Below are 20,113 nucleotides of genomic sequence, written 5' to 3' on the forward strand. Positions count from 1 at the left end.
AAGCTGAACGGCGGCTGAAGCGCCTCCTCCGCGCGCGCCTTCTCAGTACACGTCGCGCCGGTAACGCCCTTCGGCGATCAGGTCGTCGAGCGTGGCACGCCCCAGCACGGTCTCGAGCGCCTCGTCCACGCCCGCCGCCATGCCGTGCAGGCTGCCGCAGACGAAGATCGCGGCGCCCTCGCCCACCCAGCGGCGCAGGTCGCCCGCATGCTCGCGCAGTCGGTCCTGCACGTAGATGCGCGGCGCATGGTCGCGCGAGAACGCGAGGTCGACGCGCTCGACCTGGCCCGCGGCCTGCCAGTGGCGCAGCTCGTCCATGAAGAAGGCGTCGCGCGCCAGCTGGCGTTCGCCGAACACCAGCCAGTTGCGCCGGTGGCCGCGCTCGATGCGTTCGCGCAGATGGCCGCGCAGGCCGGCATAACCCGAGCCGTTGCCCACGAAGATGCAGGGCCGGTCGTCGCCCACGGGCGCGAAGCCGGGGTTGGCGAGCAGGCGCAGCGGCAGCTGCGCCATCAACGGCGCATGCGCCGTGAGCCAGCCCGAGGCGATGCCCAGGCCCTGCTCGTGGCGCGCCTGCCGCACCAGCAGCCGCACGGGGCCTTCCGAGGGCAGGCTCGCGATCGAATAGCGACGCGTGGCGAGCGGCACCAGCGCATCGGCCAGCGCCTGCGCGTCAAGGCCTTGCACCAGGGCTTGCGGCGCGGGCACGGCGCTGCGGGCCAGGGCCTCGGCGAGCGTGCAGTGCCGGCCCTGGAACACGACCGGTGCATCCGCGGTCCACGATGTAGCGCGCAACAGGGCCGCTACCGTGTCTGCCGCGAGCCGCGGCTGCAGTTCGGCCAAGGCGCCGGGCCGCCACGTGGCGGTCGCTTCGGGCGGCGCGGCGAGTTCGATCTCGTAGAGCGGCGCACCGAGGCTGCCGGGATTCAGCAGCCGGCGCGCGCTCAAGGTCCAGGGTTCGAATGCGGGCGCGAGCGGTTCATCGGTCAGAGCCTCGGCCGGCATCGCATCGGCGCCGCGCAGCGCCACCAGTTGCCGGCGCCAGCGCGCAAGCGCGGCCGTGTCGCCGTTGTCGACCTCGATCATCGGAAACAGCGACTGCGCGCCCGCCGCCACCAGCGCATGGTCGAGCGCATGGCCAAAGCCGCAGAAGCGCGCGTAGTGCCGGTCGCCGAGCGCCAGCAGGCCGTAGCGCAGGTGCGCGAGCGCATCGCCGCCGACCTGCACCAGCCGCTGCGCGAAGCGTCGCGCCGCATCGGGCGGGCCGCCTTCGCCGAAGCTGCTGGCCACCAGCAGCAGGCGCTGGTGGTGGCGCAGTTGTTCGGGGTCGAGTCGCGCGAGCGAGGCCACGGTCACGCGCAAGCCGCCGGCCTCGAGCGCGGCGGCGCTGCGCAGCGCGATGCCCTCGGCCGTGCCCGACTGGCTCGCGAAGGCCACGAGCACGCCTTCGGGCGTTGTCGCGCTGTCCACCGACGGCCGCCCTGCCCCTGCCGTGGCAACGAGCGCCGCGCGTTCCGCGGCCACCGCGCGCTTCTTGCGCCGGCGGTCGAGGTACAGCATCCAGCCCGTGACGGTGAACACCGGCAGCATCAGCGCCGCGAGCATCATCGCGATGCGTCCCGGCAACCCGAAATAGGTGCCCATGTGCAGCGGATAGATGGCGGCCAGGAAGCGGCCGCCCAGGGGCTTGGCGTCATGGCGCTCGTCCTGCGTGACCTCGCCGCCCGGCAGGCGCACCGTCATGCGGTTGCGCGCGCGCTCGTGGGCCGGATGCGCATCGAGCCAGGTGAACAGCACCGTGGGCGCGGCCCCCGTGGGCACGCGCAGGATCACCTCGCTCCAGCCGCCGGCGGCCGCCTGGCGCTGGAACGTGGCCCAGGCGGGCGCCACGTCGACCGCGCCGGCGTCGTCGCGCTGCATGTTGCGCACGCGCGGTGCATTGCGTGCCTGCGCGGGCGCGCGCGGCTGACCCGCGAAGGCATCGACGCGGTCGCGCACGGCGTCGAAGGCCCAGTAGACGCCGGTGGTGGTGAACACCAGGTACAGCAGCAAGGCGCAGGTGCCGGCCACCGAATGCAGCCCCCAGAGAAAGGGCCGGCCCTTGAGCGCCGGGTCGAAGGTCAGCCAGGCGCGCCAGTCGAGCGGCCGCCGGGGCCAGCGCAGGTACAGGCCCGACAGCGCCAGCACGAACAACCCGATCGCCAGCACGCCGGCCGCGACGCGGCCCGGCTCGCGCGGCAGCAGCAGCCAGCGGTGCAGTGCCTCGACCCATTCGAAGAACTCGGCGCCCGCCAGCGGCGGCAGCGGCCGGCCCGCATAGGGATCGAGGTAGACGGTGTCGCCGCGGCGCTCGCCGGGGCGCGGCGCGAAGATCACGCGGGCCGCGACGCCGGGCTCGGCGAACAGCGCGAGCGTGCCGACCTGGCGGCCCGGGAAGGCCTCGCGCACGGCCGCGAGCAGTTGCGGTGGCGCGAGCGCTTCCTTGTCCTGCACCGCCACATGGCGGCCACCGGGATTGAGCGCGTCGATCAGCTCCTCGCGGAACGACAGCACCGCGCCGCTGAGCCCGATCACGAGCAGCACGCTGCCCGCGGTGATGCCCAGCAGCCAGTGCAGCTGGAACCAGGCCTGGCGCCATGTCGGCATCGTCATTCAGCGCGCTCCCGCGGCCCAGTCCACGGCCGCGTCGAAGAGCGCGCGGCCGGCCGGGGAAAGATTGGTGAAGCCGTCGTTGCCGAGGAAGACCATCACGCGGCGCGCCGGCGCGAGCGACTCGTAGTCCATGGTGGCGCCTTTCTCGTAGCCGAAGATGGCCGCCTTCTCGGGCTGGCCGTAGAGGGTGGCGATGGTGGTGGCGCCGAGTCCGGGCCGGCCCCAGCTCATGCCGGCCTGCCGCTGGTAGACGTTGGCCACGCCGGCCGGCAGGCCCGCGCCCATCGGATGCGGCGCGTTGACCAGCCACAGGTAGCGTTCCTTCGCCGCCTCGCCGAAATCGACGTCGTGCCGCTTGCCGGTCATCGCGAGGTCGTCGAGCAGGTCGTTCTCCCAGGTCAGCAGCGGCACCGGCAACTGGCGCCAGCCCGGATGCACGTCCTTCGCGGCCACGGTCGAGGAGATCACGACCAGCTCGGCGCCCGCCGCCGCGCCGGGCTCCACCGCCTGGTCGAGCACGGCGACCGCGAAGCCGCGCGCGCCCAGGTGCTGCGCGACCTGCTCGTCGACCGCCGCGTTCGGGCTGCCGCGCTGCACCAGCAGCACGAGCTTGCGGCCGGGTGCCGGCTGTGCGCCGGCCGTGCCGGTCAGTCCCGCGGCAAGCGGTATGGCGAGCCGCAGCAGTGCGGACCGGCGATCGATGGAAGCGGCGTCCTTCATGCCTAGAACTCGAAGGTGGTGAGCAACGACACCTGGCGCGCGTCGCCCATGGAGATGAAGTAGGTGTTCGCGGCCGAGGGGTAGTAGGTCTTGTCGAACAGGTTCTTCACGTTGAGCTGGAACTTGACCTTGCGCCCGTGGATGCGCGTGTCGTAGGTGGCGAAGGCATCGGCGGTGGTGTAGCCCGGCAGCACGAAGCTGTTGGCCGAGTCGCCGGGCCGCTTGCCCACGTAGTGCACGCCGCCGCCCACGCGCAGCCGGCCCTCGGCGCCGAAGACCTGGCCGAAGTCGTACACGGCCGACAGCGACGCGGTCTGGCGCGCCACGTTCCACAGGCGGTTGCCGGCGTACAGCGGGTCTTCGGTGGTCTTGGCGTCGATGTAGGCGTAGCTCGCGATCGCGCTCCAGTTCCTGCCGAGCTCGCCGGCCACGTCGAGCTCGAGGCCGCGCGAACGCGCCGCGCCCGAGGTGCGCCAGTCGGTCAGCTTGGTCACGTCGTTGAACTGCGAGACCAGCACGTTCTTCTTGCGGATGTCGAACAGCGCCACGGTGCCGGTGAGGCCGCCGGCCAGGTCGAGCTTGGCGCCGAGCTCCCACGACTTGCCCTGCTCGGGCGCCACCGAGGCATCGACGATGTAGCCCGAGGACAGCGGCGCGATGGTCGAGGTGGGCTTGAGCGACTCGGTGTAGCTGCCGTAGAGCGACAGGCTGTCGCTCCACTTGTAGACCAGCCCCACGCGCGGCAGCACCTTGGAGCCGTCGGTGTCGGTGTTGGCCTTGAACGGACGGCCGCGGCCCGCGGTCTGCGACCAGGCCTGGTAGCGCAGTCCGGCCACCGCGATCCAGCGCTCGCCGAGATGGATCGAGTCCTGGAAGAAGACCGACTGGTTGTGCAGCTTGTCGGTCTGGTCGCTGTCGCTGGCCGACACGGTGGCCGACGGGAACTCGAGGCCGTAGACCGGGTTGAGGTAGCTGAAGCTGCGCGTGACGGCCTGGCGCAGCAGGTCGGCGCGGTAGATCTTGCGGTACTCGGCGTCCCAGCCGAACTGCAGGTCGTGGCGCATGCCGCCGAGCTCGACGCGGCCGTCGACATAGGCGGTGGCGTAGCTGTCGGTGCTCAGGGCGCCGTGCGTGGCGTCGTTGCTGCGCGTGAGCGTGCCGCGCGTGGTGTTCACACCGGTGATGCGCAGCTGGTTGGCGTCGTAGGTCTCGCGGTTGTAGCTGAGGTTCAGGTGGCCGGCCCAGCCGCCGCCGAACTGGTGGTCGACCGAGAGCTGGGCCAGGTGGCTCTCGCCGCGCATCTCGTTCCAGGGCTCGTCCAGGCGCCGGGTCTTGGGCAGGTCCAGCGGGCTCTTGGTGCGCGGGTCGAGCGCGGTGCCGCGGTCGAAGGGCGTCACGAACTTGCGGTACTCGTACCAGAGCACGGCCTGCGTGTCCTCGCCATACCAGGCCAGCGAGGGCGCGACCAGCGTCTCGCGGTGGGTGCCGAAGTTGCGCCAGTAGTCCTCGTCGACGCGGTCGACGATCAGCCGGTAGGCCAGGCCGTTCTCGCCGATGGGGCCGGTGGTGTCGAGCGTCTGGCCGCTGCCGTTGCGCCCGCCCGCGTAGCCCGAGGCGCCCAGCGACAGCGCGGTGCGCTGGGTCAGCTGCGGCTTCTTGCTGACCACGTTGATCACGCCGCCCGGGTCCATCAGGCCGTAGAGCAGCGAGGACGGGCCCTTGAGCACCTCCACGCTCTCGGCCGCGGCGTTGAGGCCGCGGCCCTGCACCAGCGGCATGCCGTTGTGCATGATCGAGCCGTCGCGGTTGCCGCCGAAGCCGCGCTTCATCAGCGTGTCCTGCGTGCTGGCCAGGGTGTTACCCTGGTTGATGCCGCTGACGTTGGCGAGCGCGTCGTCGATGTTGCGCGGGCGCTGGTCGCGGATCACCTGCGCGGGCACTACGTTGACCACCTGCGGGATCTCGAGCACCGGCGCGGTGGTGCGCAGGGTCGAGGCATCGGGCGTGGGCTGGTAGCGGTCGTCGGCATCGCCGGGCACCGGCGCCGCGCGCGCCACCACGCGCACCGCGGGCAGCGCGCCGGCGCCCTCGATCACGCCGGGCTCGGCCTGCGCGCTCGCCGAGCGACGCAGGATGAATTCGCCCGCGCCGCCCTCGACCGCCTCGAGGCCCGTGCCCGCGAGCAGCGTGGCGAAGCCGGCCTGCACCGTGAAGCTGCCGTCGAGGCCGCGCGAGTTCAGGTCCCGGGTGTGGGCCGGATCGAAGGACAGCGCCACGCCCGCCGCGGCCGCGAAGCGGCCCAGCACCGCGGCCAGCGAGCCGGGCTCGATGCGGTAGGCGCGCGCGGCGCCTGGCGCGTTGGCGCTCGCGGCAGGCCGCGCCGGCTCGGCGGCCAGCGCCGCGACGGGCATGGCGGCCGCCAGCGCCAGCAGGCACAGCAGCGCCTTGGAGACGGGGGTGGGTGAGGACGGGTGCGCGTGCATGGGATTCCTTCGGCAGAACTGCAATCCATGGCGCTCGCCATGGTTCTCAGGAGGAAGGCCGAACGAAATCGGAAAAGATGAAAGGCGGCGGAAGATTTTTTTGACGCGGACCCGAACGCAGGAATCAGGCCGGCACCAGCGAGACCCAGTAGCGCGTGAGGCCGGCCACGCGCACCGGGAAGCTGCGCGCGATCACCGACAGCGCCCTGTCGGTGTCGTGGATCGGGAAGGCGCCCGACACCTTGAGGTTCGCCACCGCCGGATCGCAGGCCAGTCGGCCGCGCCGGTAGCGCGCCAGTTCGGCCACCACTTCCTGCAGCGTCCAGTCGTTGACGACCAGGCTGCCCTGGGCCCAGGCGGCCGAGGCCGCGTCGGCCGCCTGCGGCAGGCCCACGCCGTCGCCGCCGATGTCGACCTGCTGGCCGGCCTGCAGCCGCAGCGCGCGTTCGGGTGCGTTCGCGGCCCGGACCTCGACCGCGTCGTCGAGCACCGTGACGCGCGTGATGCCGCCCTCGCTGCGCACGGTGAAGCGGGTGCCGAGCGCGAGGATGCGGCCCTGCGCGGTCTCGACCATGAACGGGCGCGCGTCGTGGCTGCCGGGCACGCGGTGGCGCGCGGTCTCCGCGAGCAGCTCGCCCTCGCGCAGCCGAATCAGCCGGCGCGTGCCGTCGAACACCACATCGACCGCGCTGCGCGTGTTGAGCAGCAGGCTCGAGCCGTCGGCGAGGTCGATGCTGCGCTGCTCGCCGGTGCCGGTGCGGTAGTCGGCCAGCAGCGCGGGCCAGCTCCCGCCCCCATCGGCCACCTGCCACGACAGGTAGCCGAGCGCGCCGCCCGAGGCGATCAGCGCGACGCCGCGCAGCAGGCGCCGGCGGTCGGTGCGCGCCGCGCCGGCCGCGCGCAGGGTCGAGGCCGCGATGTGGCCGGGCACGCGCTGCAGCGTGGACTGCATCGCCTCGAGCTTCTCCCAGGCGCGGCGGTGTTCCGCATGCGCGCGGTGCCAGCGGCGCCAGGCCTCGTGGTCGGCCGGCGTGGCCTCGCCCGAGCACAGCTGCGCGTACCAGGCGATCGCCTCCTTGCGCACGCGGGCCTCGTGGCCGGCGGGCAGGCCGAGTTCGAAAGAGCTCATTGAACTACCTTCGTGCTTCGCACTGCGGTGCGAGCTTGCTTGGGGCGGCCCGGCGCGGCGCTCATGGCGCGAGCAGGTAGCAATGCTCGAGCGCCTTGAGCATGTAGTTGTTGACCGTGCGCACCGTCACCTGCAGCCGCTGCGCGATCTGCGCATAGGTCAGGCCCTCGAGCTGCGAGAGGATGAAGGCCTGCCGGATCGCGGGCTTCATGCCGTCGAGCATGGCGTCGATGGCGCTCAGTGCCTCCAGCACGATCGCGCGTTCTTCGAGCGAGGGCGATTGCGGCTCGGGCAGCGCGGCCAGGGTCTCGAGGTAGGCGCGTTCGAGCGCGCGGCGGCGGTGGAAGTCGACCACCAGCCCATGGGCGATGGTCGCGAGGTAGGCGCGCGGCTCGGCGGCGGCCACCGGTTCCTTCTTGCCGAGCACGCGCACGAAGGTGTCCTGCGCGAGGTCGGCCGCGTTGTGCGGGCAGCCCAGCTTGCGGCGCAGCCACCCCTGCAGCCACCCGTGGTGGTTGCTGTAGAGCGATTGCACTTCGTGCGGAGGCGCGAACTCGGCGGCCGACATGGCATCTCCCCGCAGCGACTGGCTGCGCTCAGGATTTAATACGAATGGTTCTCAATTGTAGCAGTCGACTTCAGACCTGGGTCCGGTTCCGTTTGAAGTTGCAAACGATTCGCAATTAGAATCAAACGCTTACACCCGCACCGCCGCCACGTCGCCCGTGTCGCACAAGCACTCCATCGACTCCCCGCTGATCGCCGCGCTCGTGAGCCACTACGAAGAACTGGTGGACCACGTGCGGCGCCTGAGCTTCGGCCGCGGCGAGCGCGGCGCCGCGCGCGAGATCGTGCACGAGGTCTGCGCCGACCTGATCGAGACGCCGCCGCGCACGCCGATCCACACGCCGCTGGCCTTCCTGCGCATCCTCTCCAAGCGCCGCGCGGTCGACCGCTGGCGCGCCGAGCGCAGCCGCGACGCGCTGATCGAGCTGATGGCCGAGCCGCCCGAGGCGCTCGACCTGCACGAGCCGGCGCGCATCGTCGCCGCGCGCGAGGGCATCGAGGTGCTGGCCGAGGCCATCGCGGCACTGCCGCAGCGCTGCCGCGAGGTGTTCGTGATGCACAAGGTGCACGAGCTGCCGCAGGCCGAGGTGGCGGCGCACCTGGGCATCTCGGTCAAGGCGGTCGAGAAGCATCTGCGCCGCGGCATGGAGACCTGCGCCCGTGCGTTGGTGGATTTCCATGGCTGAGCGCCGCGACGCATCGCCGCGTGCCCTCGCTGGCGAACCTGTCGGCGTGCCGCTCGCGCGCCCCGGCGGCGGCGCGCTCGACGAGGCGCTCGATGCCGGCCGCGATACGCTCAAAGCCCTGTTCCCGCTGCCGCCGGCGCGCGCCAAGGCCGCGCCGCGGCGCACCGGACGCGCGGTCGGCGCGGCGCTGGCGCTGGCCTTCGCGACGCTGGCGCTGGCCTTCGCGACGCTGGCCTGCCTCTGGGTGCTCGATCCAGCCTACCGCCACGAGCAGTTCGCCTCTGCCGTCGGCGAGCGCCGACAGCTCGAGCTGGCCGACGGCTCCCGCCTGACGCTCGACACCGGCACCGAGCTCGCGGTGTCGTGGCACCTGCGCAGCCGCCGCGTCGAGCTGCTCCAGGGGCGCGCGCGCTTCGCCGTCGCCAAGGCCGTGGTGCGGCCCTTCGAGGTCGACGCGGGCCGGGCCCAGGTGCGCGTGGTGGGCACCGTGTTCGACGTGCGCCGCGATCCGGCCGAGGTGCAGGTGGTGGTGTACGAGGGCAAGGTCGAGGTGCGGCGCGCCGGCGAGGCGCAGGCCGCGCTGGTGACGCCGGGGCGCGCGCTGCGCGTCGGCAACGACAGCGGCAACGGCCAGCCGGCCGCGGCGCAGCCCGTGGACATCGATGCCGAGGGCGGCTGGCAACAGGGCCGGCTGGTCTTCAGCCGCACGCCGCTGTCGCAGGCACTGGCCGAGATGCAGCGCTACCGGCGCGAACCGGTGCGGCTGCGCGAGGACCCGGCGCGCCCGATCGGCGATCTCGCGCTCTCGGGCACCTTCGACAGCGCCCAGACCGACCGCGCGCTCGAACTGCTGCCGCGCATCCTGCCGGTGCAGGTCGCGCGCCTGCCCGACGGCACGGTCGAGGTGCGGGCGCGCTGAGTTCGAGAAATTTCTTCGCCGCGAGGTAGGGTTGGCCGCGGCCGGATCCGACAGACCTTCAGAGAGCCCATCACTTTCCGAAGGAACCGACCCCCGTGAGCCGCCCTACCGCCCGCATTGCCGGGCTTCTTCGCCAGACCCGGCACCAGATCGTCCTGCCGCTGCAACTGCGCGGCCCCCTCCCGCGCCGCGCCGCGCTGGCCTCGGCCTGCGCGCTGGTCGCCTGCATGGCGCAGGCGCAGGCCGTGCGCCATGCGATCGACCTGCCGGCCGCCCCGCTCGAGCGCTCGCTCAACGAGCTCGCGCGCCTGACCGGCGTGCAGGTGCTGTTCGCCTCTTCGTTGACGCAGGGGCGCGATGCGCCCGCGCTGCGCGGCAGCTTCAGCGCGCAGGAGGCGCTCGACCGGCTGCTGCAGGGCACCGGCCTGTCGGCGCGGCCTCAGGGCGGCCAGGCCTTCACCGTGGAGCCGGCCTCGCCCGCGGCCGGCGCCGCGCTGCCCGAGATCCGCGTCACGGCCGATGCCGGCCGCGAGAACCCGCTGGGCCCGCCCGTGCGCTTCGCCGCCACGCGCAGCGCCACCGCGACCAAGTCCGATACGCCGCTGCTCGAGGTGCCGCAGACCGTCAACGTCGTGACCGCGCGCGAGATCGACGCCCAGGGCGCGCAGAACCTCGGCCAGACCCTGCGCTACACGGCCGGCGTGCTGTCGGAGACCTTCGGCGCCACCTCGCAGTTCGACATCTACACCCAGGTGCGCGGCTTCCGCCCCGACCTCTACCTCGACGGCGTGCAGCTGCCCTACGGCGCCGCCGGCAGCGGCTTCGCGAGCGCGGTGGTCGATCCCTACGTGCTCGAGCGCGTCGAGGTGCTCAAGGGACCTTCGTCGGGCCTCTACGGCCAGAGCGGCCCCGGCGGCATCGTGAACATGGTGAGCAAGCGCCCGACCGAGACGCCGCAGCGCGAGCTCGAGCTGCAGGCCGGCAGCTTCGGGCGCAAGCAGGTCGCGGCCGACCTCAGCGGCCCGCTCAACGCGGAAGGCACGCTGCGCTACCGGCTGGTGGCGCTGGCGCGCGAGGCGGGCACGCAGGTCGACTTCGTCGACAACGACCGCCGGCTGATCGCGCCCGCCATCACCTGGCAGCCCGACGCACGCACCAGCTTCACGCTGCAGGCCTACAACCAGACCGAGCGCAACGCCCACACGCTGTTCAACTACCTGCCGATCCAGGGCACGCTGCGGCCCAACATCAACGGCCGCCTGCCGTTCGAGCGCTACGCGGGCGAGCCGGACTTCGACCGCCTCAGCCGCGACCAGAGCTGGCTCGGCTACAGCTTCGAGCACCGCTTCAGCGACACCGTGAGCTTCCGCCAGAACATGCGCGCCGCGCGCACCGAGTTCGAGGGCCGCGCCATCACCATCCTGCAGACCGGCGGCCTGCTGCCCGACCAGCGCACCCTGCGTCGCACCGCCGCCAACACCGCGGCCAACGCCAGCACCTTCAGCATCGACAACCAGCTCGCGCTGCGCTTCGACACCGGCGCCGTGCGCCACGATGCCTTGATCGGCATCGACCACCGCCGCGAGATCGGCGACTTCGATTTCGGCCGTCGCGCCGCGCCCAGCCTCGACGTCTATGCGCCGGTCTACGGGCAGCCGATCGTCGACCCCGGCTTCAACCTCAGCAACACCACGTCGCGGCTCGAACAGACCGGCCTGTACTTCCAGGACCAGATGCGCCTGGGCGGCTGGATCGCCACGCTGGGCCTGCGGCACGACGACGCCAAGACCCGCACCGTGAACCGCCGCGCCAGCACCGCCACGCAGCAGAGCGACAGCAAGACCACCGGCCGCATCGGCCTGGGCTACCTGTTCGACAACGGCGTCGCGCCCTATGTGAGCTACGCGACCTCGTTCCAGCCGGTGTCGGGCAGCAGCTTCGGCGGCGTGCCCTTCCAGCCCACCACCGGCAAGCAGGTCGAGGCCGGCCTCAAGTACCAGCCGGCCAGCGGCATCGGCCTGTTCACCGCATCGGCCTTCGAGCTCACCGAGCAGAACCGCGTCACGCCCGACCTCGCGAACACCGGCTTCAACGTGCAGACCGGCGAGGTGCGCGTGCGCGGCCTCGAGCTCGAGGCCAAGACCGAGCTGATGCCGGGCCTGAACCTCACGGCCGCCTACGCCTGGCTGCACCACCGCATCACGCGCAGCAACACGCCCTCGGAAGTGGGCGCGCGGCTCTACGGCACGCCCGACCACCAGGGCTCGCTGTGGCTCGATTACGAACTGCAGCGCGGCGCCCTCGCGGGCCTGGGCCTGTCGGCCGGCGTGCGCCGCATCGGCGCCACCTTCGACGCCAGCAACCTCTACCGCATGCCGGCCTACACGCTGGTCGACATCGGCCTGCGCTACGACCTGGGCCGCGCCAGCCCCTCGCTGCGCGGCGCGCGCCTGAGCCTCACGGCCTCGAACCTCGCCGACCGCTACTACATCTCCACCTGCAACACCACCTCGGGCTGCACCCTGGGCAACCGCCGCACGGTGATCGCCTCGCTGAGCTACCAATGGTGAGCCCGGCCCGGCTTCGGCTGTGGTCCGCGGTGCACCGCTGGACCAGCCTGATCGCGACCGCCCTGCTGCTGCTGACCTGCGTCACCGGGCTGCCGCTGATCTTCCACGACGAGATCGAGGACTGGCTCGATCCGCCGCCCGCGCGCCAGCAGCCGGCCACCAACGCCGTCGCGCCCGCGCTCGACGCGCTGGTGGCGCGCGCGCTCGCGGCGCATCCCGGCAGCGTGGCGGTGTCGCTCGGCTTCTCGCGCCCCGCGCCGGGTTCCACCGAACCGCCCACGGTCGTGATCGCCACCGGCCCCGACGCGCAGGCGCCGTTCGCGCAACTGCGCCGCCACACCTTCGACCTGCGCGACGGCACCTTGCTGCAGTTGCCGCCGCCGCGCACCGGCGGCTTCATGGACACCGTGCTCGAGCTGCACAAGAACCTGCTCGCGGGCCTGCCGGGCGCGCTGCTGCTCGGCGCCATGGGCCTGCTGCTGGTGGCCTCGGTGGTCTCGGGCGTGGTGGTCTACGGGCCCTTCATGCGCAAGCTGCGCTTCGGCACCGTGCGCGCCGGCCGGCGCGCGCGCTGGCTCGACCTGCACAACCTGGTCGGCATCGGCATCGCGGCCTGGTTGCTGGTGGTGGGCACCACGGGCGCGATCAACACGCTGCACGACCCGATCGCCGCGCACTGGCGCGCCGAGGTGCTGCCGCAGATGACCGGGCCCTATCGCGGCCTGCCGCCGCCCGGGCGGATCGGCTCGATCGATGCCGCCATCGCCACCGCGCGCGCCGCGGCGCCGGGCATGGAAGTGCAGTCCGTGTTCCTGCCGGGCACCAGCTTCGCCACGCCGCATCACTTCGGCGTCTACCTGCGCGGTGCCACGCCGCTGTCGATGCGCATCCTCAAGCCGGCGCTGGTCGACGCGGCCACCGGGGCCCTGAGCGACATCCGCGAAATGCCCTGGTACGTGAAGGCGCTGTTCGTCTCGCAGCCGCTGCACTTCGGCGACTACGGCGGGCTGCCGATGAAGTGGATGTGGCTGGTGCTGGACCTGCTCGCGATCGCGGTGCTGGTCAGCGGGTTGTACCTGTGGGTCGTGCGGCGGCGTCGCGTCGCGGAGGTGCCGCCATCGCGTCCGCGCGGCGAGTCCGAGGCCGCCACCGAAGGCAGCCCCTCGACCTGGCGCATGCCGAAGCTGCTCGCGCTGTGCATCTGCGTGGGGCTCGGCGTGGCCTGCGTCACGAGCGACGCGGCGCTCAAGTGGGCGGCCGACCTCGCGTTGGCGATCCCGCTCGCGGTGGTCTTCTGGTTCGTGCTGCGCGGGCTGCGCAGGTAGCGGGTCGCCGGGCGGACTTCAGGCGCGCGCCGCCGCCTGGGCCTCCAGGCGGTCCGCGACCTCCCTGAGCGCCGCCAGCGGCGAGGCGCGCAGTCGCTGAACGACCTCGGCCAGGTAGTGCTTCGGAGCGGTCTCGGGAATGCGTTCGAACCAGCGCACCGCCGCGTCGATCTCGCCCTGCTCGGCCAGCATGCTCGCGTGGCTGAAGCGACCGCGAAAGTCGCCGGCCTCGGCCGATGCCCGATAGAGCGCGCGGGCCCGGTCCCGGTCCCGCGGCACGACGAGGCCGTCCTCGTGGTAGCGGCCGAGCATGTTCATCGAACGCGCATGCCCGAGCGCCGCCGCGCGCCGGTACCAGTCGAAGGCCGCGGCGTGGTCCAGCGCGATGCCGCGCCCCGTCGCCAGCAGGTTGGCGAGGTTGTACATGCCCCAGTCGAGGCCGAGCTCGGCGCTCGCGCGGTAGGCGCTGGCCGCGCGCTGCGGATCGGGCGCGGTGCCCCAGCCGTGCTCGAAACAGCGCCCGAGCATGTTGGCCGCCATCGGATGGCGCTGCTCGGCCGCGCGCTGGAACCAGGCGAAGGCCGAGGCCTCGTTGCGCGCCACGCCGCGGCCATCGAGCAACCATTGCCCGAGCACCGCCTGCGCTTCGGCATGCCCCGCATGGGCGGCCGCCGACAGCCAGGTCGCGGCGCGCTCGGGCGGGCCGGCGAGCAGCGCGTCCCATTGCGCGCGCGTCAGGGTGTTGAGCGCGCTCGCGTTGGGGAACACGAACGCGGGGGATGCGCCTTCGCTGCTCACGCTCGTCGTCGCATCAAGCGCTTCGTCGATCAGAACGAGAAGTTGCCCGTCAGCGTCACCGAGCGGCCCGGCGCGATGTTCGCGTAGTGCGTCGAGTAGGCCGTGTTGTAGTAGATGCGGTCGGTCAGGTTCTGGACGTTGAGCTGCAGGTTGAAGCTCTTGTTCACGCGGTAGCCGGCCATCGCGTCGATGCGGGTGTAGCCCGGAATGCTGCGCTTGATCAGCGTGGCGCCGCCCGTGCCGGCGGCCCAGGCGAAGCCGCCGTAGACCTCGCTCTGGTAGAAGGCGCCCAGGCCGAAGGTCCAGTCGGAGGTGGGCTTGTAGGTCGCCCAGATGCTCGCGCTGTGCTTCGGCGTGTTCGGGAACGGCTGGCCCGTGCCGGCGTTGGGCACGTAGACCGTACGGCCGCTGGCATCGGTGGTGCTGCTCTGGCCGAGGTTCTTGCCCTTGCTGTCGAGCAGGGTGTAGCCGCCGAAGACCGAGAGCTGGTGCGTGATGTTGCCCGAGAAGCCGAGCTCGAAGCCGCGCACCTGCTTGTCCCCGGCCAGCGACACGGTGCCGTCGGTCGGGTTGGTGATGCGCGCGTTGGTGGTCTCGATCTGGAAGATCGCGCCGGTCAGCGACAGCTTGCGCTCCAGCAGGTCCCACTTGGTGCCGAGCTCGATGCTGCGGTTCTTCTCCGGCTTCAGGTCGATCGCGGTGTTGGCCACGCCGCCCACGGTGCCGCTGAGGGCCTGGCTCTCCGAGCCCTGGCCCAGGCTGTTGCCGCCCGGCGTGGAGGAGGTTCCGATCGACGCGTAGATGCTGCCGTTGCTGGCGGGCTTGTAGACCACGCCGAGCTGGTAGTTCAGCAGCGTGTCGTTGCGCTCGAACTTCGTGCGGATGCCGCTGGTGAGCACCGGCAGCGCCATGCCGCCGGTGGCGGTGGTGCTGGGATAGGGGTTGGTCTGCTGCGTCTTGTAGCTGTCCAGGCGCAGGCCCGCGTTGACGATCCACTGCGGCGACAGCTCGATGCTGTCGAAGCCGTAGAGCGACGCGGTGTCGGTGCGGTAGCTGGTCGGGTTGCCGTTGGGCACGAAGGTGCCCAGCCACGGGTCGCTGGACGTGGGGTAGTACAGGCTCGTGCAGACGAAGCTCGAGCCCACGCCGGCGCCGCCCGGGCACTTCTGCTGCGCCGTGTAGGCGCGGTTGACCTGGGTGTAGCTGTCGTTGTCGGCGCGTTCGCGCGACAGCTCCAGGCCCGTGACGTAGCTGTGCTTGACGCTGCCGGTCTGCAGCTTGCCGCTGAGCTCGGTGGCGTTGGCGAAGGTGTCGATGTCGCGCATGCTGCCGTTGAAGCGGCGCCACACCAGGCCGCGCGCCACGTTGCCCTGGCTGTCGTCGGGCTGGGTCCAGATGTAGTCCATGCTGCTCTTGGTGAAGCGCGTGATGTTGCGCAGCTTCATCTCGGGCGAGATGTCGTGTTCGACCTGCAAGGTGACCGAGTCGGACTTGTCCTTGCGGAAGTCGCGGCCCTCGACGCCGTACCAGTTCTTGCGGTCGAAGCCGTAGGTCGGCTGGAGCTCGACCACGCCGAAGCGCGGGAAGCTCGCGGGCAGGTAGTAGGGAATGCCGCCGTCGGGCACGTCGTCGGTGCGCATGTGGAACAGCGACAGCGTCACGCGCGTGGGCGTGCCCAGGCCCCAGCTGATCGAGGGCGCGATGCCGAAGCGCTTGTTGCTCGGGCCGTTGCGGCCCGCGACGTCGGCGCCGAAGTCCATGAGGTTCAGGCGGAAGGCGCCGTTCTCGCCGAAGCTGCGGTTCCAGTCGATCGTCTCGCGGTGGTACTTGTCGCTGCCCAGGCCGACCGAGCCGAGGAAGAAGTTCTCCTGCTTCGGTGCCTTGGTGTAGAGGTTGATCGTGCCGCCGGCGCCGCCGCGTCCGCCCGAGGTCGAGTCCGGTCCCTTGACCACTTCCACCGACTCGAGGTTGAAGACCTCGCGCGTGCTCGGCGCGATGTCGCGCAGGCCGTCGACGAAGGTGCTGGCCTGGCTGTCGTAGCCGCGCAGGAAGGGCCGGTCGCCGACCGGGTTGCCGCCCTCCCCGGCGCCGAAGGTGATGCCGGGCGTGGTGCGCAGCGCTTCGGTCAGCGTCGTCGCGTTGATCTGCGTCATCACTTCCTGCGGGATGACGGTGACGGACTTGGGCGTATCGAGCAGCGGTGCCGTCTGCTTCGAGGACGAGGACTGCTCCACCTTGTAGTCGGGCGCCGCATCGACCTGCACCTCCTTCAGCGCGCCCTGCGCATGCGCCGCGCCGACCGATCCGAGCGCGACCAGGGTGGCGGCGGTCCTGGTGGCGGCGTGCGCGTTGAGATAGCGCGAAGTCGAGTGCTTGCGGCTTCTGATGTAGGTCATGGTGTGAGTGATTTGTCGAGGTGAAAGCGCTGCCGGCGCGCGGCGCCGGCGGTCACGCGGCTGTGCACTGGAGGTGACATCGGCGTAACAAAGTATCCGCAAATGATAATGACTCGCACTATCGATTTACGGCATCTTTACCTTTGGTTTGCAGAACTTGTTGCCGTCTGACGACGCGATCAATTCGAATGAGAACTTATCTCATTACGAATAAAGGACGTGCTGCGTGCGCCCGCTCATGCGTCGAATTGCGGTGATGCAGAGCGCCGAATGCCCGCGGGGACGTCGCACGTGTCGAGGGAAATCGCTATTTCTCCAATGCGTTGAGCAACGGAAATAGAAATGGCAATGCGCCGTGGCATTGGCGCGCCAATTCGAATGCATTGCGGACCGAGTCTCCATCGCGACATCGGCGTGCGCGAACCCGGTCCGCGCAGTGACGACCGCGCCCTAAGCCAGCGCCGAACGCAGCTCCCGCACCCCGCGCCCCAGCTTGCGCCGCAACAGGCTGCGCACGGTCGCGGCATCGGCATAGCCGACCTCGCTCGCGATCTCCTCGAGGCCCTGGCCGATCGAGACCAGGTGCTGCGCATGCTCGACGCGCAGGTCCTGGAAGAAGGCCAGCGGCGACTTGCCGAGCACCGCCTCCATGCGCCGCTGCAAGGTGCGCGGGCTGACCGCGAGCGCGTCCGCCGCATCGTGCAGCGAGAAGCCCCGCGCGAGGCGTTCGCGGGCCCAGCGCTCGAAGCGCTCGATCAGCGGATCGGCATGCGCGAGGTGGTCGGGAATGATGTATTGCGCCTGCGAGGGCCGCTTGTCGACCAGCATCAGGCGCGACACCAGCGCGGCGGTCTCGGGGCTCGCCTGGCGCATCAGCCACAGCGCGAGATCGAGATGCCCCATCGCCGCGCCGGCCGTGACCACGCGGCCCGAGGCGACCACCATGCGCGACTCGTCGAGCCGCACCCGCGGATAGCGCTCGCGGAACAGCGGCGCCAGCGGCCACATGGTGGTGGCCTCCTGGCCGTCGAGCAGGCCGGTCTCGGCCAGCAGGAAGCTCGCGATGCAGGCGCCGCCCACGCCGCTGCCCTGCGCATGCCAGCTGCGCAGCATGGCCATGGCATCGCGCACGTCGCGCCGGCCCAGCGCCTCGACCAGGCGCGCGGGCTGCTTGGTGTTGAGCGCGGGCACCAGCACCCAGTCGGGCTGGCGCAGCGCGTCGGCCGGGTCCACCACCATGGTCAGGCCATGCGCCGTGCGGATGCGCTGGCGCACGCCGACCACGCGCAGCTCGAAGGGCGGCCGCGCCGCGCCCTGCTCGGCCGCCACCTCGTTGGCCGCGGAGAACAGGTCGAGGAACACGCTGAGGCCGGTGTCGAACACGCCATCGAGCGCCAGGATCGCGAGCTTCATCATGGCGCGAATGATACCAATATTGTCATTTACGACCATGGCGCCATTGGGAAGGCCCGCCTACGCTAGGGACCATGACATCGCCCATCGACTCCCCCCTGGACCGTTCGGCCTGGACCGCGCTGGTCGGCCTGCAGGCCCACCTGGGCCACGGCAACGCCCTGGCCCGCCGCTACCACCCCGAGGTCGCGCCGTTCGCGGGGCTGGTCGAGGAAAGCCCGGCCGCCTTCGAGGCGCTGCGCGCGCTGCTGGGCCCGGACGATCGCGTCATGGTGCCCACGCTCGCGCCCGTCGCCGGCATCGACGGCCTGCAGGCCAGGCTGCTGGGCCAGGTCCACCAGATGGTCGCGCTGCAGCCCGGCACGGGCCGCGCGGCGCAGCTGCAAGCCACGCCGCTGAACACATCCGACGTGCCCGATGCCCTGGCGCTGGTCGGCCGCACCCGGCCCGGCCCCTTCGGCCCGCGCACGCTCGAGATGGGCGACTACCTCGGCGTCCGCGACCAGGGCCTGCTCGTGGCCATGGCCGGCGAGCGCATGCGCTTCGACGGCCACGCCGAGATCAGCGCGGTCTGTGTCGACGACGCCTGGCGCGGACGCGGCCTGGCCGCCGGCCTCGTGAACCTGCTGCGCGCGCGCATCGAGGCGCGCGGCGAGACCGCCTTCCTGCACGTGCTCAGCGACAACGCGAATGCGATCGCGCTCTACGAGCGGCTCGGCTTTCGCCATCGCCGCACCCTCTTCCTGCACCAGATCGCCCTGGCCACCGTTTGACTCACCCCGCGCTCCGGCGCACAAGGAAACACCATGAAGATCCAAGGTTCCGTCGTATTCGTGACGGGCGCCAACCGGGGCCTCGGCCTCGAATTCGCCCGCCAGGCGCTGGCGCTCGGCGCCGCCAAGGTCTATGCCGCCGCGCGCGAGCCCTCGCAGATCCCGCTGCTGGGCGTGCTGCCGATCCGGCTCGACGTGCGCGATCCCGCGCAGGTTGCCCAGGCCGCGGCCGATTGCCGCGACGTGACGCTGCTGATCAACAACGCGGGCATCGGCCGGCTCGGCGGCTTCGTCGGCGGTGATGCCGAGACCGACCCCGTGGCCGTCCTGCGCGAACAGCTCGAGACCAACCTCTTCGGCATGCTGCACATGAGCCGCGCCTTCGCGGGCGTGCTGGGCCGCAACGGCGGCGGCGCGATGCTCAACCTGCTGTCGCTCTTCAGCTGGGCCAACACGCCGATGATCGGCGCCTACGGCGTGAGCAAGGCCGCGGCCTGGGCGCTGACCAACGGCCTGCGCCACGAGCTGCGCGCGCAGGGCGCGCAGGTGGTGGGCTTTCATGCCGGGCCGATCGATACCGACATGGTGCGCGCGCTCGAAGTGCCCAAGGCCTCGCCCGAGGACGTGGTGCGCCAGTCGTACGCGGCCATCGAGGCCGGCCAGGAGGAAGTGCTGGTCGACGAGGGCACGCGCCAGGTCAAGGGCGCGCTGTCGCAGGGCATCTACCTGCGCGACGTCATGGCCGGGTGATTTCTGCGGGCAGGAGGACGCGTTGTCCGACGCGCGAAGCGCCGGCACGCGCCGGAAGATGGCTGCATGAAGATCGCCACCTTCAACGTCAACGGCATCCACAGCCGGCTCGACCGGCTGCTCGAATGGCTCGCCGAATCGAAGCCCGACGTGGCCTGCCTGCAGGAACTCAAGTCGCCCGATGCCAAGCTGCCGCTCGCGGCGATCCGGCGCGCGGGCTACGGCGTGGTCGCGCACGGCCAGCCCGCCTGGAACGGTGTGGCCATCCTCGCGCGCGGGCGCGAGCCGATCGAAACCGGGCGCGGCCTGCCGGGCATGGAGGACGACCCGCAGAGCCGCTACCTCGAGGCCGTGGTCGATGGCGTGCTGGTCGGCTGCCTCTACCTGCCCAACGGCAATCCGCAGCCCGGGCCGAAGTTCGACTACAAGCTCCAGTGGTTCGAAGCCTTCCACAAGCATGCGAAGAAGCTGTACGCGAGCGGCCTGCCCGTGGTGCTCGCGGGCGACTACAACGTCGTGCCCACCGATGCCGACATCTACAACCCCGCCTCGTGGCGCGACGACGCGCTGCTGCAGCCCGAGAGCCGCGCCGCCTACGCGCGCCTGCTGAAGCAGGGCTGGACCGACGCGATCCGCACGCGCCATCCCGAGCGCGCGCCCTTCACCTTCTGGACCTACTGGCGCAACCGCTTCCCGCGCGACGCCGGCCTGCGCATCGACCACCTGCTGCTGAACGCCGAACTCGCGCCGCTGCTGCGCGAGGCCGGCGTGGATCGCGACGTGCGCGGCCGCCCCGGCGCGAGCGACCACGCGCCGGCCTGGATCGAACTCGACCTGCCCGCGTCGTCACGCCAGTAACAAAACCGTCACCGGGCGGTGCGAGCATGCGCGGTTCTCACAAGGCGCCCCGTCTTTGCCGCACCGATGCGACT

Annotated in this window: 15 protein-coding genes; 7 read left to right on the plus strand and 8 right to left on the minus strand. The window is 71.6% G+C overall.

Going from position 1 to position 20,113, the window contains the following annotated elements:
• Positions 1-42: 42 nt before the first annotated feature.
• From AC07PU_RS04145 to AC07PU_RS04165, 5 genes are all read right to left on the minus strand, one after another.
• On the minus strand, positions 43-2,646 hold the full coding sequence (locus AC07PU_RS04145) for a PepSY domain-containing protein (RefSeq protein WP_495315816.1): 2,604 nt from the start codon (positions 2,644-2,646) through the stop codon (positions 43-45).
• Positions 2,647-2,652: 6 nt separating this feature from the next.
• The gene (locus AC07PU_RS04150; protein WP_495315465.1) at positions 2,653-3,372 is read right to left on the minus strand and encodes a hypothetical protein; all 720 of its coding nucleotides are present in this window, start codon (positions 3,370-3,372) and stop codon (positions 2,653-2,655) included.
• Positions 3,373-3,374: 2 nt separating this feature from the next.
• Entirely contained in the window at positions 3,375-5,855 is a 2,481-nt protein-coding gene (locus AC07PU_RS04155) for a TonB-dependent siderophore receptor (protein WP_495315467.1), read from the minus strand.
• Between the two features lie 124 nt (positions 5,856-5,979).
• A complete protein-coding gene (locus tag AC07PU_RS04160) occupies positions 5,980-6,984 on the minus strand; it encodes a FecR domain-containing protein (protein ID WP_495315469.1) in 1,005 nt (334 codons plus the stop codon).
• Between the two features lie 61 nt (positions 6,985-7,045).
• Entirely contained in the window at positions 7,046-7,552 is a 507-nt protein-coding gene (locus AC07PU_RS04165; RefSeq protein ID WP_093349953.1) for a sigma-70 family RNA polymerase sigma factor, read from the minus strand.
• Positions 7,553-7,709: 157 nt separating this feature from the next.
• Here AC07PU_RS04165 and AC07PU_RS04170 point away from each other — a divergent pair, with 157 nt between their 5' ends.
• From AC07PU_RS04170 to AC07PU_RS04185, 4 genes are all read left to right on the plus strand, one after another.
• Entirely contained in the window at positions 7,710-8,237 is a 528-nt protein-coding gene (locus AC07PU_RS04170) for an RNA polymerase sigma factor (RefSeq protein ID WP_495315470.1), read from the plus strand.
• Entirely contained in the window at positions 8,230-9,156 is a 927-nt protein-coding gene (locus tag AC07PU_RS04175) for a FecR family protein (protein WP_495315472.1), read from the plus strand. The genes AC07PU_RS04170 and AC07PU_RS04175 overlap by 8 nt, the downstream gene beginning before the upstream one ends.
• A 95-nt stretch (positions 9,157-9,251) precedes the next feature.
• Complete coding sequence (locus AC07PU_RS04180) at positions 9,252-11,726, plus strand: TonB-dependent siderophore receptor (protein ID WP_495315474.1); 2,475 nt, start codon at positions 9,252-9,254, stop codon at positions 11,724-11,726.
• On the plus strand, positions 11,720-13,051 hold the full coding sequence (locus tag AC07PU_RS04185) for a PepSY-associated TM helix domain-containing protein (protein ID WP_495315476.1): 1,332 nt from the start codon (positions 11,720-11,722) through the stop codon (positions 13,049-13,051). Before AC07PU_RS04180 ends, AC07PU_RS04185 begins: the two co-directional genes overlap by 7 nt.
• An 18-nt stretch (positions 13,052-13,069) precedes the next feature.
• Here the strand turns inward: AC07PU_RS04185 and AC07PU_RS04190 are convergent, their stop codons facing one another.
• The 3 genes from AC07PU_RS04190 to AC07PU_RS04200 form a co-directional block, all read right to left on the minus strand.
• Positions 13,070-13,849: a tetratricopeptide repeat protein gene (locus AC07PU_RS04190; protein ID WP_495315478.1), complete on the minus strand. Its 780-nt coding sequence runs from the start codon at positions 13,847-13,849 to the stop codon at positions 13,070-13,072.
• A 29-nt stretch (positions 13,850-13,878) separates the two neighbouring features.
• Positions 13,879-16,245, minus strand: coding sequence for a TonB-dependent receptor (locus AC07PU_RS04195; protein ID WP_495315480.1), 2,367 nt, complete (start codon positions 16,243-16,245; stop codon positions 13,879-13,881).
• A 450-nt stretch (positions 16,246-16,695) separates the two neighbouring features.
• Entirely contained in the window at positions 16,696-17,658 is a 963-nt protein-coding gene (locus AC07PU_RS04200) for a GlxA family transcriptional regulator (protein ID WP_495315818.1), read from the minus strand.
• 74 nt (positions 17,659-17,732) lie between these two features.
• Between AC07PU_RS04200 and AC07PU_RS04205 the strand changes: the two genes are divergently transcribed.
• The 3 genes from AC07PU_RS04205 (at position 17,733) to AC07PU_RS04215 (ending at position 20,039) form a co-directional block, all read left to right on the plus strand.
• Entirely contained in the window at positions 17,733-18,431 is a 699-nt protein-coding gene (locus AC07PU_RS04205; protein ID WP_495315482.1) for a GNAT family N-acetyltransferase, read from the plus strand.
• Positions 18,432-18,464: 33 nt separating this feature from the next.
• Positions 18,465-19,181, plus strand: coding sequence for an SDR family oxidoreductase (locus AC07PU_RS04210; RefSeq protein WP_495315484.1), 717 nt, complete (start codon positions 18,465-18,467; stop codon positions 19,179-19,181).
• 66 nt (positions 19,182-19,247) lie between these two features.
• On the plus strand, positions 19,248-20,039 hold the full coding sequence (locus AC07PU_RS04215; RefSeq protein ID WP_495315486.1) for an exodeoxyribonuclease III: 792 nt from the start codon (positions 19,248-19,250) through the stop codon (positions 20,037-20,039).
• Positions 20,040-20,113 lie beyond the last annotated feature (74 nt).

It is taken from the genome of Variovorax sp. GW821-FHT10D07 (assembly GCF_059415325.1).

What these genes read in the sequence shown, in the direction of transcription:
- AC07PU_RS04155 (WP_495315467.1), bottom strand. Translation starts at nt 5,855, where the DNA reads ATGCACGCGCACCCGTCCTCACCCACCCCCGTCTCCAAGGCGCTGCTG.
- AC07PU_RS04160 (WP_495315469.1), bottom strand. Translation starts at nt 6,984, where the DNA reads ATGAGCTCTTTCGAACTCGGCCTGCCCGCCGGCCACGAGGCCCGCGTG.
- AC07PU_RS04185 (WP_495315476.1), top strand. Translation starts at nt 11,720, where the DNA reads ATGGTGAGCCCGGCCCGGCTTCGGCTGTGGTCCGCGGTGCACCGCTGG.
- AC07PU_RS04145 (WP_495315816.1), bottom strand. Translation starts at nt 2,646, where the DNA reads ATGCCGACATGGCGCCAGGCCTGGTTCCAGCTGCACTGGCTGCTGGGC.
- AC07PU_RS04210 (WP_495315484.1), top strand. Translation starts at nt 18,465, where the DNA reads ATGAAGATCCAAGGTTCCGTCGTATTCGTGACGGGCGCCAACCGGGGC.
- AC07PU_RS04200 (WP_495315818.1), bottom strand. Translation starts at nt 17,658, where the DNA reads ATGAAGCTCGCGATCCTGGCGCTCGATGGCGTGTTCGACACCGGCCTC.
- AC07PU_RS04215 (WP_495315486.1), top strand. Translation starts at nt 19,248, where the DNA reads ATGAAGATCGCCACCTTCAACGTCAACGGCATCCACAGCCGGCTCGAC.
- AC07PU_RS04175 (WP_495315472.1), top strand. Translation starts at nt 8,230, where the DNA reads ATGGCTGAGCGCCGCGACGCATCGCCGCGTGCCCTCGCTGGCGAACCT.
- AC07PU_RS04205 (WP_495315482.1), top strand. Translation starts at nt 17,733, where the DNA reads ATGACATCGCCCATCGACTCCCCCCTGGACCGTTCGGCCTGGACCGCG.
- AC07PU_RS04165 (WP_093349953.1), bottom strand. Translation starts at nt 7,552, where the DNA reads ATGTCGGCCGCCGAGTTCGCGCCTCCGCACGAAGTGCAATCGCTCTAC.
- AC07PU_RS04195 (WP_495315480.1), bottom strand. Translation starts at nt 16,245, where the DNA reads ATGACCTACATCAGAAGCCGCAAGCACTCGACTTCGCGCTATCTCAAC.
- AC07PU_RS04150 (WP_495315465.1), bottom strand. Translation starts at nt 3,372, where the DNA reads ATGAAGGACGCCGCTTCCATCGATCGCCGGTCCGCACTGCTGCGGCTC.